This window comes from Weizmannia sp. FSL K6-3076 (assembly GCF_038007245.1).
GTDB classification, from domain to species: domain Bacteria; phylum Bacillota; class Bacilli; order Bacillales; family Bacillaceae_C; genus Weizmannia; species Weizmannia faecalis.
This window is the reverse complement of the sequence record NZ_JBBOWU010000001.1, coordinates 3,039,800-3,057,548: the sequence shown is the minus strand read 5'-3', so window position 1 is coordinate 3,057,548 and position 17,749 is coordinate 3,039,800. Positions and strand designations below refer to the sequence as shown.

Here is a 17,749-nt window from a genome sequence, read left to right as displayed (position 1 = left end):
TGATGACAGGCACCTTTTCCCCATTGGGAAGCTCCCTGATAGCGCCTCCCCAGTCCGGGTCAGGTATCGGAAGCTGAATCAATAATGGTTTTTTAAAATCTGAAGAGCTTGTTTTTCAGGAGAATGGATTTCATATTTAGCAAGATGAATGGAGAAAAAACTAATACGCCATTGAATTGTAAAAAAAGCAATCAAAATGATTTTTCAAAAATAGCAAGGGGCACATCGCATGGCCCCTTTTGTACGTATTTTTCCTAAATCCCTTTGTTTTTGGCCATCTCTGACCAATTATAGTTGAGGTCCAACTCTTCAGCTATTCACTATCAGGTGAATACCCAAAACCGTTTTCTTCAAATAGCCCTTCTTTTTCTAAACGGACCAGCATATTGAAAATTCCTTCTTGGTTATGGCTGTCGGTATGGTAATTGGCAAACTGTTTTGCATTAGGAAGTGCATTTGCCATAGCGATGGAATATTTTTTTCTGTTAAACATGGAAATATCATTTTCACTGTCGCCAAATACAACTATTTCATCATCACGAATCCCGTATTTCTCCATAATGATATCTAATGCTTTTCCTTTTGAAATTCCCTTGTTGGTAACTTCCATTTTTCGTTCATCTGAAAAAACAAATTCATATTTCTGATAAAAACGATTGTTCATTAATGTTTGACGGACAAACCCCATATAAAGAGGGTCCTGTACAATAGAAATTTTATTACAAAAATCTGGCGAGTCTTTCAGGTCCCGGATCAAAATTTGATTTGGATATCCATCACGGGTATCACATAACCAACTGTACATGCCACCTGTCCATGGGTAATCTTCAGGAAGCCGCATTTCCGCTCGAATGTTACGTTTGATATTATAAATGGATTCAGGCAAATAAGTATAGATGGTATCATCTTGACTGTACTGCAATTCAACGTTAAATAAAGAAAAGAAATCGTTAATTTCTTTAATGTTTGCAGTGTCTAAAACGCTTATTCGAGTTCGTTTACGGGTTTTAAGGTGAAAGATGGAAGTACCATTCACATCTATCAAAATTCCATTGTATTTATCCATACCAAGTTTTAAGGCATCCGGAAGAAGTCTGATATAGCTACGGCCACTGGCCAATATGAGCTTAACCCCTTTCTTTTGCAGTTCGATCAACTTATGGAATGTTTTCGATGATATGTTATTTTCGGATGTTAACAGTGTCCCATCCATATCACAAACGATCGCTTTAATTGTCATTCTTGTACACCACTCTTTTTTGTGAAATATAGCGCTTTCCTTATGTTTTCAAGCGACTTCTTATTTTCCTCTTCATCATGATACATGACAGATACATACAAAATATCAATAATAGTTAAATAGAGAATACGTGCAGTTAGTGTTTCCGATCGAAAAGCAGATTCCTCAGAATAAACAACAAAGGCAGTATCCGAGAGTTTGACTAATTCCGAATCATAATTTCCTGTTAGTGTAATAATTTTCGCTTGGTTTTCCCTCGAAATTTTTGCTATCTCTATGGTATCAAGTGTCTCTCCTGAATGTGAAAATAGAAAGACACAATCATTGGGACCTAACTTTGTTGCATAACTTAGTTGCATATGCAAATCAGCAACATAGTTACAATGATATTTGGTTCGCAGGAATTTATGGTAAGCATCAAGGGCAATGACGGATGAAGCCCCCTGGCCAAAAAAGTAAATGCACTTTGCCTGATAAATTAAGTTCAATGCTTTATTTAGCTGCTCCTCTTTCAAAGATTGGAGTAAATTTTCTAATAGCCCTTTATTTGAATTTATAATTTTTTGTGCAATAACATGCGTAGAATCAGATTTACAAACATCAGGAAAAACAACGATCTCTCGGCTGCGTTCTTCGTCCGTGCGAAAGTTTGAGGCAACAGTAATTTTAAAATCTTGAAAACCTTCAAAACCAATTTTTTTTACAAATTTAAAAATTGTAGATTCCGAGACCCCAGTATCCTCAGCGATATTGGAAAGGGTTTTGTTTACAACTTTATTACCAAGTTGTATGAAATATTCTGCAATAATTTTTTCGGTGTCAGTAAAACCCTTTAAACGAGGGCGAAGTAAATTTCTCAAATAATCATAGGCCATAATATTTCACCTCTTGAAAGTATAATATCATAATTGAATCTATTTCATAATAGCCCTTTATAAACAGCTATCATTCCATATGCCCTTATGTGCTTGAATGAAAATCATTTATCGGTCTGTGACTTTTTTAGCCTTTTCAACAGCTACTGATTACGTTTATTCTTCTAGCTTACTGCCAAATATTTTAGTGTGTGCTCATGATCTTCAAATGCCTGTGAAACCCATGGAAAATGCTTTAGCAATGGCTCAATTTATTTGGAGATAATGAGCCGGAAATAAGGACAGATGAAAGCAGTGTCTTCACTAATCGTTTCACAAGGGTGCCCTATAGGTTAATCTCTCCCGGTGTACCAAAATAAAATCCTTGCAAGTGGTGTGGCACTTTAAAATAAAGAAACACGCCAATGGGCTGTTTTTGTCGTATCTATTCTCAATTCCTGGAAAATTTTTTCCAAATGAATGCATTGTGGTAGATGGTCAGAAGCAAGTGTCACTTCAATCTCTTTTTCTTCATCTAATCAATTTCCATTATACAAGACTTATGGAGAGAAATTTCTTATTTTGTCCTCTAAAATCTTGGAGAAGCGGGAGAGGAAGAAATTCAATTTAATCATTGTAGGTTTCAGCCCTCAAAGCCATGATATCACACTCACAGTTTTGTAAAAAATATTTTTTCCTGTAATCCTTTACAAGTAAAAAAATATTTGCTATTATGAACTTGATCGTTGGTATACCTTGGAATTTCTCAGGGAAGTGATAAAAAAGCCAAAAAATCTTGGAATGGATTATTCAAAACTGCTTTGTTAGGTTAATCGTTCATTTTGACATGGATTTTTCCAACACAAGCCACGTATTTTTTGGGAGGTTGATTTTGTTTCCGCTGAGTAAATTGATTAATGGAGGTTGGTCCGATGAAAGTAGGTATTGTAGGGTTAGGTAAAATGGGATGGAATATGCTGCTAAATTTGCAGGAAAAAGGGGTGAATGTTGTAGGATATGATGCTTCGGAAAGTGTTAGAAAAATAGCTTTCGAGGAAAACTTGCCTGTTCAAGATTCACTTGATGCATTATTAAATGTTTTAGAAAAGAAGAAAGTTGTCATGTTAAGCACCCCTGCCGGCAAGGTGACTAACACATTAGTAAAGACGCTATTAAATAAACTAAACCCTGGTGACATTATCATAGATGCCGGGAATTCCTATTACAAAGACAGTGTCAAAAACTTTGAATTGGCACAAGAAAAAGGAATCGAGTTCCTCGATTGCGGAACGTCCGGGGGAATAGAAGGAGCCCGAAACGGCGCATGCTTGATGGTTGGCGGGAAAAAAGAAACTTTTGATCAAGTTGAAGAAATTTTTTCTAAATTGGCATGTGAAAAGGGTTATATCTATACAGGTAAACCAGGAAGTGGCCATTATTTAAAAATGATTCATAATGGGATTGAGTATGGCATGTTACAAGCCATTGGAGAAGGATTCGATGTTTTGAATGCAAGCCAATATGATTACAATTTTGAAAAGGTTGCGTCAGTCTGGAATCACGGTTCTGTAATTCGCTCCTGGCTGATGGAATTGGCAGAAAAAAGTTTTAAAGAGGATCCAAAACTGGATCACTTACGCGGGATTATTGACGCAAGCGGAGAAGGTAAATGGACTGTAGAAGAGGCGCTTGATTTGGATATTCCTACACCGGTTATTGCAAGTTCCTTGTTCGTACGGAATGCTTCAAAAATTGAAGATAGTTTCTCTGCCAAAGTTGTATCAACGATTCGGCATCAGTTTGGTGGACATGAAATAGTTGAACACTAAGGAGTAGTCATTATGGATATAAAGAATAAAATTGCTATCGTAAATTCAAGCAGTTTTGGTAAAATTTTTCCGGATCATATGGAAAGATTGCATCAGTTAGGGGAGGTTGAAAGATTTAATTTGGACAGTGAAATTGATGGGAAAACACTGGCGAAAGAGTTAAAAGGCTTCAACATGATCATTGCAAGTATAACGCCCTTTTTTACAAAGGAATTTTTTGAGTACAAAGATGAGTTGAAGTTAATTACACGCCATGGGATCGGCTTTAATAATATCGACCTTGAGGCCGCAAGAGAACATAATACAGTTGTTTCCATTGTACCGCCTTTAACGGAACGTGATGCAGTTGCTGAAAATAATGTTACTAACTTATTAAATGTGATGCGGCAAACAAATAAAGCGCATCAAAAAGTTATAAAAGACAAATGGGAAGAACGGGCAAATTTTATTGGCCATGAGATCAGTGGTAAAACAGCAGGGGTCATTGGAGTAGGAAATATAGGCAGCCGTGTTGCCGAAATATTATATTATGGATTCCGATGTGAAGTATTGGGATATGACCCTTATAAGACCAAGGAAGACTTGGCGGTATTTGGTGTTAAAAAAGTTGAGCTGAATGAACTGTTGGAAAGAGCTGAAATCATTAGTATATGTGCAAGTCTCAACAAGGATAATTATCATATGTTATCCGAACAGGAATTTGCCAGGATGAAAGATCATGTTTATATATCGAATACTGCCAGGGGGGCGTTAATTAAAGAAGAAGCTATGGTAAAAGCATTGCAAGACGGGAAAGTGGCTGGTTTTGCAACAGACGTACTAGAAGATGAACCTGGCAGATCGGATCATCCTTATTTAACTTTTGATAACGTTATCATGACTCCGCATACTTCTGCGTATACAATGGAATGTTTGAGAGGTATGGGGGATAAGTGCGTTAAGGACTGTGAAATGATAGCAAAAGGAATCCTTCCGAACCGTTCTGTACAACCAGTTAGTTGCTATTTAAAATAGGGGGGGTTAAAAATGATCCAAGATTTAAATGTGAAAGTTGGTCCTCAATTCTATCGATATAGCAAGGGTTCAATAGACATTATACCTGAGATACTCCAAGAATATCAAGCTAAAAACATTATGATTGTCCATGGGACGGTATCTTGGGAAAAAGCAAAACCCTTTATGAAAAAGGTAATGAGTTTAGATAATAAAATAATTTATGAACAATATCATGGTGAATGCAGTTATAATGAATGCCACCGGATTGCAGAAATCATCCGGGAAAATGAAATTGATTTTGTAATAGGAGTGGGGGGAGGAAAGTTAAGTGATCTGGTTTTATACACCAGTCATTTAACAGGCACACCATTTGGCCTCGTTCCCACGCTAGCCAGCAACTGTGCGGCATGGACGCCACTTTCTGTTATGTATAAAGATAATGGTTTAGCAGAAGGAAAAACGGAGCATGTTAAACGCCAAGCTGCATTTCTCATTATGGATCCGGCACTTGTCATTGATTCGCCAGTAAAATATTTTATTGCTGGTATTGCAGACACTATGGCTAAATGGTATGAATCTGATTTAATTTTGGAACAAGACAAATTTAGTAGAGAACCATTTCCACAGCTGGCACGTTATACAGCAAGGATGTGCAAGGATACTATTTTAAATGAGTCAATGAAGGCAATTGAAGATATGAAAAATAAAACAATCTCCGATGAATTCACTCATGTTTCAGAAATTATTATAGCCATTTCTGGTTTGGTTGGGGGATTGGGTGATAAATATGCACGCAATACTGCAGCACACGCGATCCATGATGCGATCTCTGCCTATATACCGGAAGTGCACAAATATTTACATGGAGAAAAAGTAGCATACGGGATATTTTACCAATTGGCATTGGAAGGAAAATGGAAAGTCATTGATGAATTGATCCCGTTTTATGAGAAATTGAATTTACCGAAGTCTTTAACGGAAATGGGAGTATACCCTATGTCTGAAAGTTTATTGAAAGATATTATTCAATTTGTTAATAGCAAACAAAAAGTGCACTTACTTCCAATTGAAATAAATGAAAACGTTTTAACGGAAGCGCTAATAAAATTGGAAAATTATATTAATAAATAAGGAGGTTGCAAAGCGTGGAAACATTAACATTTTGGCAAAGTTTGATCATAGCGCTTTGGGTAGCAGCCGTAATGTCACGCGCGTTTTTAGGAGGAGCAACATTAACATTACGTTTTTCCCCATTAATGACAGGTTTAGTAGTAGGGCTAGTAATGGGGCATGTAGCAGAAGCAATGATCATCACAGCAGCCATTCAGTTAATTTATATGGGGGTATTTTCTCCTGGAGGGACAATGCCTTCAGAGCCCTCAATTGCAGCAGCCATCGCTGTCCCGGTAGCGCTATTAGGTAATCTAAAACCGGAAGCAGCCATCGCGGTAGCAGTTCCCGTAGGATTGTTAGGTGCATATTTATACCAATTCCGCTTTTTTATCAATACTTTTTTAGGCAAAATAACTGATAGGGCTGTAGAAAAATTGGATGATGGTGCAATTACTCGCAGTATTGTTCTTTATCCTACCATCGCGTCCTTTATCCTGTTCGTTCCGTTGGTCTTTATCGCATTATATTTTGGTGCCCCTGTTATCGCCGATGTTATTAAAACACTGGAAGGAACTGTAGTATTTCATATCCTTGAAGTCATTGGAGGCGGTTTAGCTGCAATTGGTATTGCAACAACTATCTATGTCATCGGGCGTCGGGAGTACATTGTCTTCTTCTTGTTAGCCTTTTTCATGAGTGTTATTTTTGCAAGTTTAAAAATCACAATGGTAACATATGCAATCCTGGGTGCATTAATTGCCGCGATGTTTGTGCTTGTTAAAAGTGGCTCGAATAATAGAACGGCTTCAACAAATGCAAATGATACAAGTGGTTTTGATGACGACGATGATGACTTCTAACAGGCTAAAAGAAAGGAGAATTTAAAATGCAGGATACAGGGAATAATTTACCGAAACAATCAGGTTCAAATCTGGAACCTGAACAAATTACAAATAAAGATGTATCAAAATCCTATTTAAGATGGCATTTTGCGAATGAAATCCCGCACTCTTTTGACCGTTATCTCGCAGCTTCATTATTATGGGCTATGATGCCAATACTGCGTAAATTATATAAAGATGATGAAGCTTTACGTGCAGCATATAAGAGGCAGCTGTTGTTCTTTAACACTCAGTTAACCTGGGGCGGAGGTATCATTACCGGTTTAATGTCTTCAATGGAACAAGAGCGTGCACGAGAAGAGTATAACCGTGAAGAAATAAAAATGACCGACGATTTAATGTACAATACGAAGGCTGGGTTAATGGGAGCTTTAGCAGGTATTGGTGATTCCATTGACTCAGGTACGATTCAATATATTTTTATTGCAATTGCCATTCCTTGGGCTCAACACGGTAGCGCCTTTGGTGCACTTTTCCCGTTTATTTGCTTTGCTACCTACCAAGTATTGATTGGTTTGTTTTTCGCACGCCAAGGGTTTACGAGAGGTCGTAATGCGACTACATTGATGCAAAGTTCAGGGATTCAAAATATCATTGACTTGCTTTCAATCTTAGGTTTGTTCATGATGGGTATTCTGGCCGGAAACTATGTAAAAGTTTCATCGTCTCTGAAGTTTGAGTTATCCGGGCGCGAGTTTAATATACAAGAAACATTAAACTCTATTCTGCCTGGAATGTTGCCTCTGGCAGTAGTATTAGGAGTATATTGGTACTATACGAAGAAGGGGTTGAAAGTTACCCAGGCATTAATCTGGCTAACCGTCATATTGGGTGTTCTTGCAGCTGTTAGAATTTTATAATAAAAATTATTGCAAAGGGGATAGGATGAATGGGCGTTGTAAATCTGGCTCGTGTAGATGAACGGTTAATCCATGGACAAGTAATGATGACTTTATCGAAACGCAACGGTGTTAACTCCATATTCGTGGTGGATGATGTTGTAGCAAAAGATAAGTTTATGAAAGACCTCTATAAGAGTGCGGGCAGTCGTACAGGACAAAAAACAATTGTAATGACTCTGGATAAATGTAAGTATTATTGGGATGAATATCGTTTTAAGGAATACAGTTGTATACTAATTGCAAAAACCATTGATGTAATGTATGAGTTAGTAAAACATGGGGTTCCGATGAAAGAATTAAATATCGGCGGCATTGCTCAAAAGGATCCTGAGAAAGACTTGCTAGTCACCAAATCTGTTTATTTAAATAAAGAAAATGCACTGAAATTAAAAGAATTAAACGAAAAATATGGTGTTGAAAATATCTATTTTCAAGCAACGCCCTCAGCATCCCGTACCAGCTTGAAAGAGGTATTAAGTAAATTTAAACTATAAAATTTGTTAGTAAGGAATGATATGGATGAACCGACAAGAGCTCTTACAGGATTGGTATGTTCGCTATCGTTTGATTTTTAATAAGCGTTATACAATAAAACAGAAAGATCGTTTCTTGAAAAGCCTATCTGCTGATATCCTTCCATTTCGTAAGGATATTAAACTTGTTACATTTAAATTAAATGAGAAAGATAAAAACGAATACAGGAATCTTTATGTGGGCAATGTAAAAAAAGCGGATACCATTTTCTGTACTTATTATGATACGCCAGCAGTTCGGTTCAGTCCATATCATTTTTTCGATGTAGAAAACAGTAAGAAAAGTATAACAAAAACGATTTTATTTTCTTCCATTTTATATCTTATTGTTGGACTGCTATTTACTTTGTTTGTAGCCATTCCTATATTTCAAGCAAAAGAGTTGGGAAGAATTTGGTTCGTATTATGTATTCTGTTTTACATCCTATATTTTTATTTCTTGAATAAAATAACACGGGGTTGGCCTAGGAAAAATAATTTAATACAAAACACTTCTTCCATATTATTACTTTTGAATTGTATCGCCTCTTTCCGTTCAGAACGGCTGGCGTTTGCTTTTGTGGATGCTGGTTGTACAAACAATGCAGGATTGGAAAAATTAATGCATGACAGTAATGCGAAAATTTTCATGCTAGATAGCGTTGGTTCTGAAAAACCACTCTATCTAGTAAATCCAAAATCCGAGCAATACAGTGTAATAAAGCAGGGAGGGCAAGACGATTCACTAGTTTTAAAGAATGAACGCCTGGTTTATATCATTAGTGGAGATAAAAAGGATAACCAATTCGTATTATCACGAAATGATATTAAGAAAAAGAAATTGAATGAAAGTAATATGAATAATGCGTTTGCCTTTTTAGAGCGAGTCGCAAGGAGGAAACTTAAATGATTGGGATAATTGTCGCTACCCATGGGAAATTGAGTGATGGTTTAGTGGACGCTGCCGAACTTATAATAGGTGGTACAGACAATATTGTAACCTTGAATTTGTTTCAAGGAGACAATGTTCAAGATTTAAATAAACAAGTACTTGAAGCAATTAATAAAGTTGATCAAAATAATGGAGTGATTATTTTTACAGACCTTTTTGGCGCAAGCCCTTATAATCAGGCTACCTTAGCCGTTCATTCACTCCCTGTTGAAAAGCAAGAAAAAATATTTGTTATTACCGGTGTTAATTTACCGGTGTTAATTGAAGCGATCAATCAGAGAATGATGGGCACTCCTATTCATGAGGCAGTGAATTCTATTTTAAATGAAGGCCAGCAGAGTATGGTGGTATGGCCATCAGAAAAAGATCCTCTTGATGAAGAGAATGAAGACTTTTAAGGCAATGGAATATAGTTGATCAGACAGCTTAACTTTCTCTTAAGAAATGGATATTCTTCCCTTTGGTAAGGCTGATTGGAACAAGTTCCAGTGAGGAGGAGCTGGAAATAAGTCTGTACTGTAAAAAATAAATTAAGAGTAATTCTGGGTTCTCTTAATAGAAATAAAGGGTGTGAGCGTTTTGAAAAAAGGGAATATATTAAGCGCTTTAGAAAAAAATGGGATTATTGCTGTTTTACGGACTAATACTGTTGAGCGTGCGATCGCAATTACAGATGCTTTGATTGAAGGCGGGATCAAAAATATTGAATTAACATTTACGGTCCCTAACGCGGATATCGCAATAAGAAAAATCACAGAGAAATATAAAGATCGACGTGATATATTGATAGGGGCTGGCACTGTTCTTGATTCCACCACTGCCCAAATCGCACATCTTTCTGGAGCAGAATTTATCGTTTCGCCAACTTTCGATAAGGGAACTGCCTTGCTATGTAATCTTTATCAAATTCCTTATATCCCTGGGTGTATGACTGTTAATGAAATGAAAGAAGCAATGCAGGCAGGTGCGGAAATAATTAAATTGTTTCCAAGTAACATTGTTGGCCCGGCTTTTGTGAAAAATGTTAAAGCACCTTTGCCACAACTGGAAATTATGCCCTCGGGCGGCATAAACCTGGATAATATGGGGGATTGGATAAAGGCAGGATGCAGAATGATTGGCGTTGGCGGAAGCTTGTTGAAGCCTGCGGAAAACAATGATTTTGCGGGAGTTACCAAGATGGCCAAGGCTTTTGTGCGGGAATATCAATTACAGACTGAAGAACTGAGTAATCAGTACGTATAATTTTGATAAGTATACAGGACAGCACCTCCTTTGATGGATACTCAGGAGGTGCTAATGTTTATTGTGCAATTCAATGGAAGCTTAAAAGACTCGCAGTATAAGACAATTAAGGCAATATATAAATGAAAGCGTATAATCTTAAAAGCATTACTAATCTTCAAGTGATTCACTATATTTCTTTACATTTTCTTGCCGTCATTTTGTTGCCAACTTTAGCCATCCCCATCACAACAACCAAACAAGGCTGCCTGCATGAAACAGGCAGCCTTGGGCTAAATACGATCTATTCGTGCTTTTTCTTTTGTAATCAGTTTGATTAAAATCGGCCCTAAGATCAAATAAAAGAAGAAGTTTCCCGCGGCATGGTAGCTGTCAAACAACAGCCCGCCGAGGTAGTATGTCCAAAATGCAAACGGCCCGCCGATAAACAAATAATTTAATGAAACCATAAAGCCGAATAGGAAGCCGGTAAAAGCTGCATACAGACATAACACGAGATGCGGGATTTTTTTGTATAACTCTTTCTTGCCGAGCAGGCCGGAAAGCACCGCGATACTCCCCCACGCAAGAAATTGCATGATCGCAAACAACCCCATGCCAAGAAACATGTCGGAACCGAAAACGATTAAAAACGCAAGCGCCAAACCGAAGCGGATGCCGAAAACAAACGAACTGCAAATGATGATCACCGTGCATGGCTGGACATTCGGGATCGACGCCATCAAAATCCGTCCGGCCACGCTCAGTGCGGCTAGCATGGCAAGAAGCGCCATTCTCCTTGTCAGCCGTGAAGCGTTCTTCGCTGACTTCTTTTTTTCAAGCGGCTGATTCCCCATATTATGCACTCCTATTTAGAATAGAACCAGACAACCTGATCGCCGGCTTTTAATTTATACGTCCCTGCGGAAACGTTTGGCTCTTTTCCGTTTACTTTATATTTCCAGCCGCTCATGCCGCCTTGATCCCCTTCATACTGGCCGTCAATGCCTTTTACATAGGCCGTTGCACCGGATCCGGAATAATCGACGCTTACACCTTCAGAAGCGGCAGCTGTTTTTAAAACGGAAAATGCTGTGTCTCCGCTTTTATAACTGTATTTGCCGCCGAAAACTGGCCCTTTATAGCCCTTTACCGTTAAAGAAACCGTTTCGGCCTTTGCTTTAGATGAGGCTCCCGTGTTGTCGGAAGCACGGCTGTCATCGGAACCGGACGAAGAAGCCCCGGCTGTCGTTTTTGTTGATGTACTGGATGTGACCGCCATTTTTGTATTTGTGGCAGGTGTTTCATCCGTTTTGCTGTCTGTCGAAGCTTTAGCCTCAGTATTTTTGGAACGAGCGGCTGAATCTTTCACGTTGCTTCCGGATCCGCCCGTATTGCTTTTTTCATCCGTTTTGTTGCTGGCGGCGTCCGTTTTCTTTCCGGATGTATTTTCTTTTGCTGCCGTACTCTTTTCCTTTGCTGCAGTGTTTGCAACTTGTGTTGTTTCTGAATAGGTTTTAACGGTTTTCGATTCAAAATGGAAACCGTCGATCAAAAACCAGGCGCCGAATGCAATCAATAAAACGGCAATACTATCAATGATCATGCTTTTATATTTCATTCCTGCTCATACCCCCAGAAATTTTTTACGGATGATTAGCAGGATGACGCCTGCACCCGCAGATAGGGAACCGACCCAGCCGTGCACAGGAGAAATACCCGTTGTTTTGGTAATAACGACTTTTTTCGGCTCTTGCTGCACATCTTCTGCAGGGGCTGCCTGGGCAGTTGCAGCTGCAGGTTTGTCCTCTTTTTTTGCATTTGAAACTTTTTCTGCTTTTGCCGGCGTTTGATTTTTGGCTGCGGCCGGCTTTTCCACCGTGTTGGTTTTTGTGATGGTGTTGTTATTGGTAATCGTATGATCTTTCGTAATCGTATTCGTTTTGGTGACGACTTCTTTCGTATGCTTTTCAACCACTTTTGCAGCGGCAGCAGCCGGGCTTTGGCTGGTGGTTTTGCCAGCCCCATTATTATTTGGAGAATTGTCGCTACCTTTACTCCCGGTATTGCTACTGCCCGAATCCTTGTCCCCGGCACCCGAATCAGTTGCGCCCGTATTGCCGGAATTGGAGCTGCTTACATTCCGGAAGTTATACAGGGTATCTCCTTTGAGAAAAAGGTCATAGGCGACAAGGGCCTCAAAAACTTCCTCTGTTGCAAAATCATTTATTACTTTATCACTAGGCAACCATTTAAACCCATTGTCGATTTTAAAGTTGTTTAATAGAAAAGAAACAGGGTTGACATGGTTTTTAGTAAATTTGTTTGATGTCGGATCGATACCGATGGATGATAAACCGATAATGGCTTGGGCAGTGGATGAAGAATTGACTCCATCAAGACTTGTAGAAATGCCCGAATTATAATCATAGCCCCCGTTTGATTTTTGGGCTTTCATGAGAAACTTTTTTCCATCACGAATGGCTTTTTTTACAGAAGGGTCATGGTAATATTTTTGATACATGCCCAAGGCGGTGAGTACCATGCCGGTTGAGTCTACATCCGGAGGGGTCTGCCCGGAAGTGTCCCAGCTCCAACCTCCTCCAACCGTTGCTGCGCCATCATTTATTTTCACTTCGAGATTGACTAACTTAGCCGCGATTTTTGCGGGTGCATTTTCTGCGTTACTTGGAATTGTGTAGTCATCTGTACTTAAAGCGATTAAATCAAAAGCATAAACCGTTGCTGTTGGTTTATCTGCCGGCGAAGTGTACACTTCTTTCACCAGGTTCCTGCCATTAAATTGAGCCGGGTCACCGCCCATTGCTTTAATGGCAATAATCGCTTTATCTAAATCTCCGCGGCTTACATTCGATGATTGGAGTTTATGAGAAATCGTTTTTGTGTAATCTGTTATTTCCTCTTTCTGTAGCAGACCTTTCTTTGCCAAAGCCGCCACGACCAAATCGGAATCCAGTTCAGATTTCTTAAAGAAATCCGGACTTTTTTGGAAATAACCGGCTGTATCCTGAATGCTTTCTGTTACCGAACCAGCTGCAAAACTGTGGATTGGAACTGCAAATGCCAAAACAAAAACAATTCCCAGAAAGAGTCTTCTTGCACTTTTTCCCACCATTACCGCTCTCCTTTCATAAAAAACCCCTTGTATAAAAGAGGTATACAAGGGCAAAAATTTTTCGCCTATACCTCGTAGGCTTCAAATAAACCGACAGCTTGGGAGAAAGATCTGACTTAGGAAAATTTTTTTCATCACAGTGGCGGGACCGTACAGGAATTTCACCTGTTTCCATCGCCCAAGCCCGTATTTAGATGTCAGTAATTAATTATAGAACAACCCCTGGCAGTTGGAAAGGACAATTTCTGCCCAGCTCTGAGGAGTAAAAATTTTTCGTGATAATTTAACTATTCCCCCCCCAAAAATGCGGCTAAATATGTAATAATTTAAATAATTAGAGCTTGCTGGACGAATATTTTGGTATGGCTTAGTGACAAGTCGAATACAAGCTAAAATTTGATTCGTTCAGCAAGCCCTAATTAAACTTGGCTGTTTTGAGGGGGTTTTTATTTTGGTTACTAGAAAAGAAAAAAGAAATCGTGAAAAAGAAGCAAATTATTTTTTCGAGTTCCTTAAAATTCAGAAGCATTTTTTCAAAGACCTGATGAATAACCTAAAAAAGGTAGCAGACCACCGACATCAAAGCTATATCACTTATGGTCCAGAGGTCCTTTTATTTACGATGATGTTGAAAAATATGACCGGCCTAAAATCCATGAGAAACATGAGTGAGCGTTTTAATAAAGAAGAATGTATTAAAAATGTAGGGAAGGTGTTAGGCTTAGATTCTCTTGAAGAACTTCCACATTATGATACAATTAACGACTTTTTATCTGGCTTAGATGTAAATGAATTAGAAAAAATTAGAACGTATATGATTAAAGAATTATTGAAAAAAAGGTCTCTCGAGTCTTATCGAATTGAAGGAAAGTACTGGGGTGTCATCATTGATGGAACTGGATTACACACCTTTCATGAGAAACATTGTAAACACTGCCTGAGACGGGCATATACAAATAAAGAAACAGGAGAAACGAACGTACTTTATATGCACCATGTACTTGAAGCCAAGCTTGTCGTGGGGGATATGGTCTTCAGTATTGCCTCCGAATTTATCGAAAATGAATCAGAAAATGTTTCTAAGCAAGATTGTGAATTAAAAGCCTTCGACAGGCTGGCAAAGAAAATAAAAAAAATATTTAAAAGACTACCGATTTGTATCTTGGGAGATAGTCTCTATGCATGTGAAACGGTATTTAATCTGTGCAGGGCGCACAAATGGAAATATATATGCAGATTTAAGGAAGGGAGAATTAAAAGTATCTCGACGGAGTTTAGGGCAATAAAAGAGCTGGAACAAAGTAAGGATCAGAATTCATTAGTTTGGGTGAATGATATTGCCTACAAAGACAGAACGGTCAATCTGATGGAGGCCACAATGAAAACAGAGGATGGGAAATCGAAAGAGTATGTATTTATAACGGATATTAAAATCACGAAAAAGAACGTGGAACGACTCATCGCTGCAGGAAGAAGCCGCTGGAAGATTGAAAATCAAGGATTTAACGAACAAAAAAATAATCGTTACAATATAGAACATGCCAATAGCCAAAACTACACAGCCATGAAAAATCATTATTTATTAGTTCAAATAACAGATATTATTAGACAGCTGTTTGAAAAAGGTTCGTCAATCTTAAAAGCACTCAAAAAAACGGCAAAAGAAAAATCCTCAAATCTGTTGGAATCGTTTCGGACACGCATTTTAACAGACGAGGATTTCACCCATTTAAGTAAGCCAATACAAGTAAGGTTTACTTAATGGTTATATTATAGCAAAGGATGTGATGTAAAAAAAGGTTTTTTTGAAGTTATCCACAATTTTAAAAAAGAAATTTGCAAATTCGGCTCTTTTTGACTTTGAAAGCAGAAAAAATAGATGGAAAAATTTTCTAAATGTGGATAAGTCATTTTATCATAAAACATCTAAAAATTGATGAATTTACTCTTCAGAACTGATTTCTGCCACTGTTTCATTGACAAACAAGCGGTGCTGTGCTAAAAAATAAGATGTTAGCACTCTGGTGTTAGGAGTGCTAAAGGGACATTGCCATCATCTATACATATAAAGGAGAGATCGAAGTGGCGGTAAAGGAATTTAAAGCAGAATCCAAACGGCTTCTCGACATGATGATCCACTCGATTTACACGCAAAAAGAAATTTTCTTGCGTGAGCTGATATCCAACGCCAGCGACGCGATTGATAAAATTTATTACAAAGCTTTGACAGATGAAAATTTAACATTTGATAAAGACAGCTACTACATTAAAATTACCCCGGATAAAGAAAACCGGACGCTGACTGTTTCTGATACCGGGATCGGCATGACGGAGACGGAACTGGAAGAAAACCTCGGCACGATCGCGCAAAGCGGTTCGCTCGCTTTTAAACATGACAATGAAATGAAAGACGGGTATGATCTTATCGGCCAGTTCGGCGTCGGCTTCTACTCGGCGTTCATGGTGGCAGATGAAATTACCGTCATTTCCAAGGCTGCGGGGAGCGATCAGGCTTATAAATGGCAGTCGAAAGGTGCGGAAGGCTATACGATTGAGCCGTGCGAAAAAAACGGCAACGGTACGGATATTATATTGAAGCTGAAAGAAAACACAGAGGATGAAGACTACGATCAGTATTTGGAAGAGTACCGGCTGCGGGCCATTGTGAAAAAATATTCCGATTTTATCCGCTACCCGATTAAAATGGATGTAACGGAAAGGCGCCTGAAAGAGGGCAGCGATGATGAATACGAAGAGGTCAAAGAAGAACAAACGCTCAACAGCATGGTCCCGATCTGGCGCAAAAACAAGAGTGAGCTGACAGATGAAGATTATGAGCAATTTTATATGGAAAAGCATTACGGCTTTGACAAACCGGTCAAGCATATTCACATCAAAGTTGACGGCACCGTGCGTTACAATGCAATTCTTTACATTCCGGAAAAAATTCCGTTCGATTATTATACGCCGGAATATGAAAAAGGGCTGGAACTGTATGCGAATGGCGTTCTGATTATGGAAAAATGCCCGGATCTTTTACCGGATTATTTCAGTTTTGTCAAAGGGATGGTCGACTCCGAAGACCTGTCTCTGAACATTTCGCGGGAAATGCTCCAGCACGACCGTCAGCTAAAACTGATTGCGAAAAATATCAAAAACAAAATCAAGCGTGAACTAGCTAACCTTTTAAAAGAAAACCGTGAGCAGTACGAAGCATTTTTCAAATCATTCGGGCGTCAGTTGAAATTCGGGGTATACAATGAATTTGGCGCGCACAAAGAAGATTTGCAGGATCTCCTGATGTTTTATTCTTCAAAAGAGAAAAAGCTTGTTACGCTTGATGAATACGTAAGCCGCATGCCGGAAGACCAAAAATACATTTATTACGCAACCGGTGAGTCGATTGACCGGATTGAAAAATTGCCGCAGACGGAACTTGTGCTTGATAAAGGATACGAAATCCTTTATTTTACGGAAGACATCGATGAATTTGCGATCAAGATGCTCATGAATTATAAGGAAAAAGAATTCAGGTCCGTATCAAGCGGCGACCTCGGTTTTGAAACGGAAGACAAAAAAGAAACCGATGCCGAGGAAAAAGAAAACAAAGAGCTCTTTGCATTTATGAAAGAGACACTGGACGGAAAAGTGAAAAATGTCCGTGCCTCGCACCGCTTAAAATCGCATCCGGTCTGCTTCACCACGGACGGCGAAGTGTCAATTGAAATGGAAAAGGTGCTGAGCGCCATGCCGAACGGGCAAAATGTGAAAGCCGATAAAGTGCTCGAAATTAACATCCATCATGATGTATTTAACGCATTAAAAGAGGCGTTCGCCCATGACAAGGACAAATGCAAGCTTTATACAAACCTGTTGTATAACCAGGCGCGGCTGATTGAAGGGCTCGAGATTGAAGACCCGGTTGCATTTTCAAATGATATTTGCAAAATGATGGCATAAGGAAGCCCGCATATTGCAAAAAAGCCACGGGACATCCAGCAAATCTACGGCCCCCGCGACGGCCGGCATGGTTGCTGTGCCCGTGCCGGTGAGCACCGGGACATTTGCAAACCGTATGGCTGGAACATT

Annotated in this window: 16 protein-coding genes and 1 riboswitch; of the genes, 11 read left to right on the top strand and 5 right to left on the bottom strand. The window is 38.9% G+C overall.

Annotated features, from left to right (window positions below):
* Positions 1-313 precede the first annotated feature (313 nt).
* Positions 314-1,240 carry an HAD family hydrolase gene (locus NSS95_RS14465; RefSeq protein WP_340714005.1) on the bottom strand — a complete coding sequence of 309 codons (927 nt, stop codon included), beginning with the start codon at positions 1,238-1,240 and terminating at the stop codon, positions 314-316.
* A complete protein-coding gene (locus tag NSS95_RS14460) occupies positions 1,237-2,115 on the bottom strand; it encodes a MurR/RpiR family transcriptional regulator (protein WP_340714004.1) in 879 nt (292 codons plus the stop codon). Before NSS95_RS14460 ends, NSS95_RS14465 begins: the two co-directional genes overlap by 4 nt.
* A 911-nt stretch (positions 2,116-3,026) precedes the next feature.
* On the opposite strand from NSS95_RS14460, the gene gnd reads away from it, so the two are divergent.
* The 9 genes from gnd to NSS95_RS14415 all read left to right on the top strand — a co-directional run bounded on the left by gnd (position 3,027) and on the right by NSS95_RS14415 (position 10,545).
* Positions 3,027-3,923 (top strand): phosphogluconate dehydrogenase (NAD(+)-dependent, decarboxylating), encoded by an 897-nt coding sequence (gene gnd / locus NSS95_RS14455; protein WP_340714003.1) that lies wholly within the window; start codon positions 3,027-3,029, stop codon positions 3,921-3,923.
* Positions 3,924-3,935: 12 nt separating this feature from the next.
* Complete coding sequence (locus tag NSS95_RS14450) at positions 3,936-4,937, top strand: D-isomer specific 2-hydroxyacid dehydrogenase family protein (RefSeq protein WP_340714002.1); 1,002 nt, start codon at positions 3,936-3,938, stop codon at positions 4,935-4,937.
* A 12-nt stretch (positions 4,938-4,949) separates the two neighbouring features.
* Positions 4,950-6,050, top strand: coding sequence for an iron-containing alcohol dehydrogenase family protein (locus NSS95_RS14445; RefSeq protein ID WP_340714001.1), 1,101 nt, complete (start codon positions 4,950-4,952; stop codon positions 6,048-6,050).
* A gap of 14 nt (positions 6,051-6,064) precedes the next feature.
* Positions 6,065-6,892, top strand: a complete 828-nt coding sequence (locus NSS95_RS14440; protein ID WP_340714000.1) for a PTS mannose/fructose/sorbose/N-acetylgalactosamine transporter subunit IIC — start codon at positions 6,065-6,067, stop codon at positions 6,890-6,892.
* A gap of 26 nt (positions 6,893-6,918) precedes the next feature.
* Entirely contained in the window at positions 6,919-7,794 is an 876-nt protein-coding gene (locus NSS95_RS14435; RefSeq protein ID WP_340713999.1) for a PTS system mannose/fructose/sorbose family transporter subunit IID, read from the top strand.
* Between the two features lie 29 nt (positions 7,795-7,823).
* Entirely contained in the window at positions 7,824-8,330 is a 507-nt protein-coding gene (locus NSS95_RS14430; RefSeq protein WP_061577249.1) for a PTS system mannose/fructose/N-acetylgalactosamine-transporter subunit IIB, read from the top strand.
* Positions 8,331-8,355: 25 nt separating this feature from the next.
* Positions 8,356-9,258 carry a hypothetical protein gene (locus tag NSS95_RS14425; protein ID WP_340713998.1) on the top strand — a complete coding sequence of 301 codons (903 nt, stop codon included), beginning with the start codon at positions 8,356-8,358 and terminating at the stop codon, positions 9,256-9,258.
* The gene (locus NSS95_RS14420; protein ID WP_340713997.1) at positions 9,255-9,698 is read left to right on the top strand and encodes a PTS sugar transporter subunit IIA; all 444 of its coding nucleotides are present in this window, start codon (positions 9,255-9,257) and stop codon (positions 9,696-9,698) included. The genes NSS95_RS14425 and NSS95_RS14420 overlap by 4 nt, the downstream gene beginning before the upstream one ends.
* A 181-nt stretch (positions 9,699-9,879) precedes the next feature.
* Entirely contained in the window at positions 9,880-10,545 is a 666-nt protein-coding gene (locus NSS95_RS14415; RefSeq protein ID WP_340713996.1) for a bifunctional 2-keto-4-hydroxyglutarate aldolase/2-keto-3-deoxy-6-phosphogluconate aldolase, read from the top strand.
* Between the two features lie 272 nt (positions 10,546-10,817).
* Here the strand turns inward: NSS95_RS14415 and NSS95_RS14410 are convergent, their stop codons facing one another.
* From NSS95_RS14410 to NSS95_RS14400, 3 genes are read right to left on the bottom strand one after another with little or no spacing between them, the layout of a single operon-like run.
* Entirely contained in the window at positions 10,818-11,381 is a 564-nt protein-coding gene (locus tag NSS95_RS14410; RefSeq protein ID WP_014096957.1) for an ECF transporter S component, read from the bottom strand.
* A gap of 11 nt (positions 11,382-11,392) precedes the next feature.
* The gene (locus NSS95_RS14405) at positions 11,393-12,145 is read right to left on the bottom strand and encodes a DUF4430 domain-containing protein (protein ID WP_276210611.1); all 753 of its coding nucleotides are present in this window, start codon (positions 12,143-12,145) and stop codon (positions 11,393-11,395) included.
* Positions 12,146-12,151: 6 nt separating this feature from the next.
* Complete coding sequence (locus NSS95_RS14400; protein ID WP_017552270.1) at positions 12,152-13,660, bottom strand: prenyltransferase/squalene oxidase repeat-containing protein; 1,509 nt, start codon at positions 13,658-13,660, stop codon at positions 12,152-12,154.
* Between the two features lie 52 nt (positions 13,661-13,712).
* Positions 13,713-13,860: riboswitch (adenosylcobalamin (AdoCbl) riboswitch) on the bottom strand.
* A gap of 251 nt (positions 13,861-14,111) precedes the next feature.
* Between NSS95_RS14400 and NSS95_RS14395 the strand changes: the two genes are divergently transcribed.
* Together NSS95_RS14395 and htpG are read left to right on the top strand one after the other, a co-directional pair.
* Entirely contained in the window at positions 14,112-15,422 is a 1,311-nt protein-coding gene (locus NSS95_RS14395; RefSeq protein WP_104851379.1) for a transposase family protein, read from the top strand.
* A gap of 320 nt (positions 15,423-15,742) precedes the next feature.
* Positions 15,743-17,620, top strand: a complete 1,878-nt coding sequence (htpG, locus tag NSS95_RS14390) for a molecular chaperone HtpG (protein ID WP_017552271.1) — start codon at positions 15,743-15,745, stop codon at positions 17,618-17,620.
* Positions 17,621-17,749: the final 129 nt, after the last annotated feature.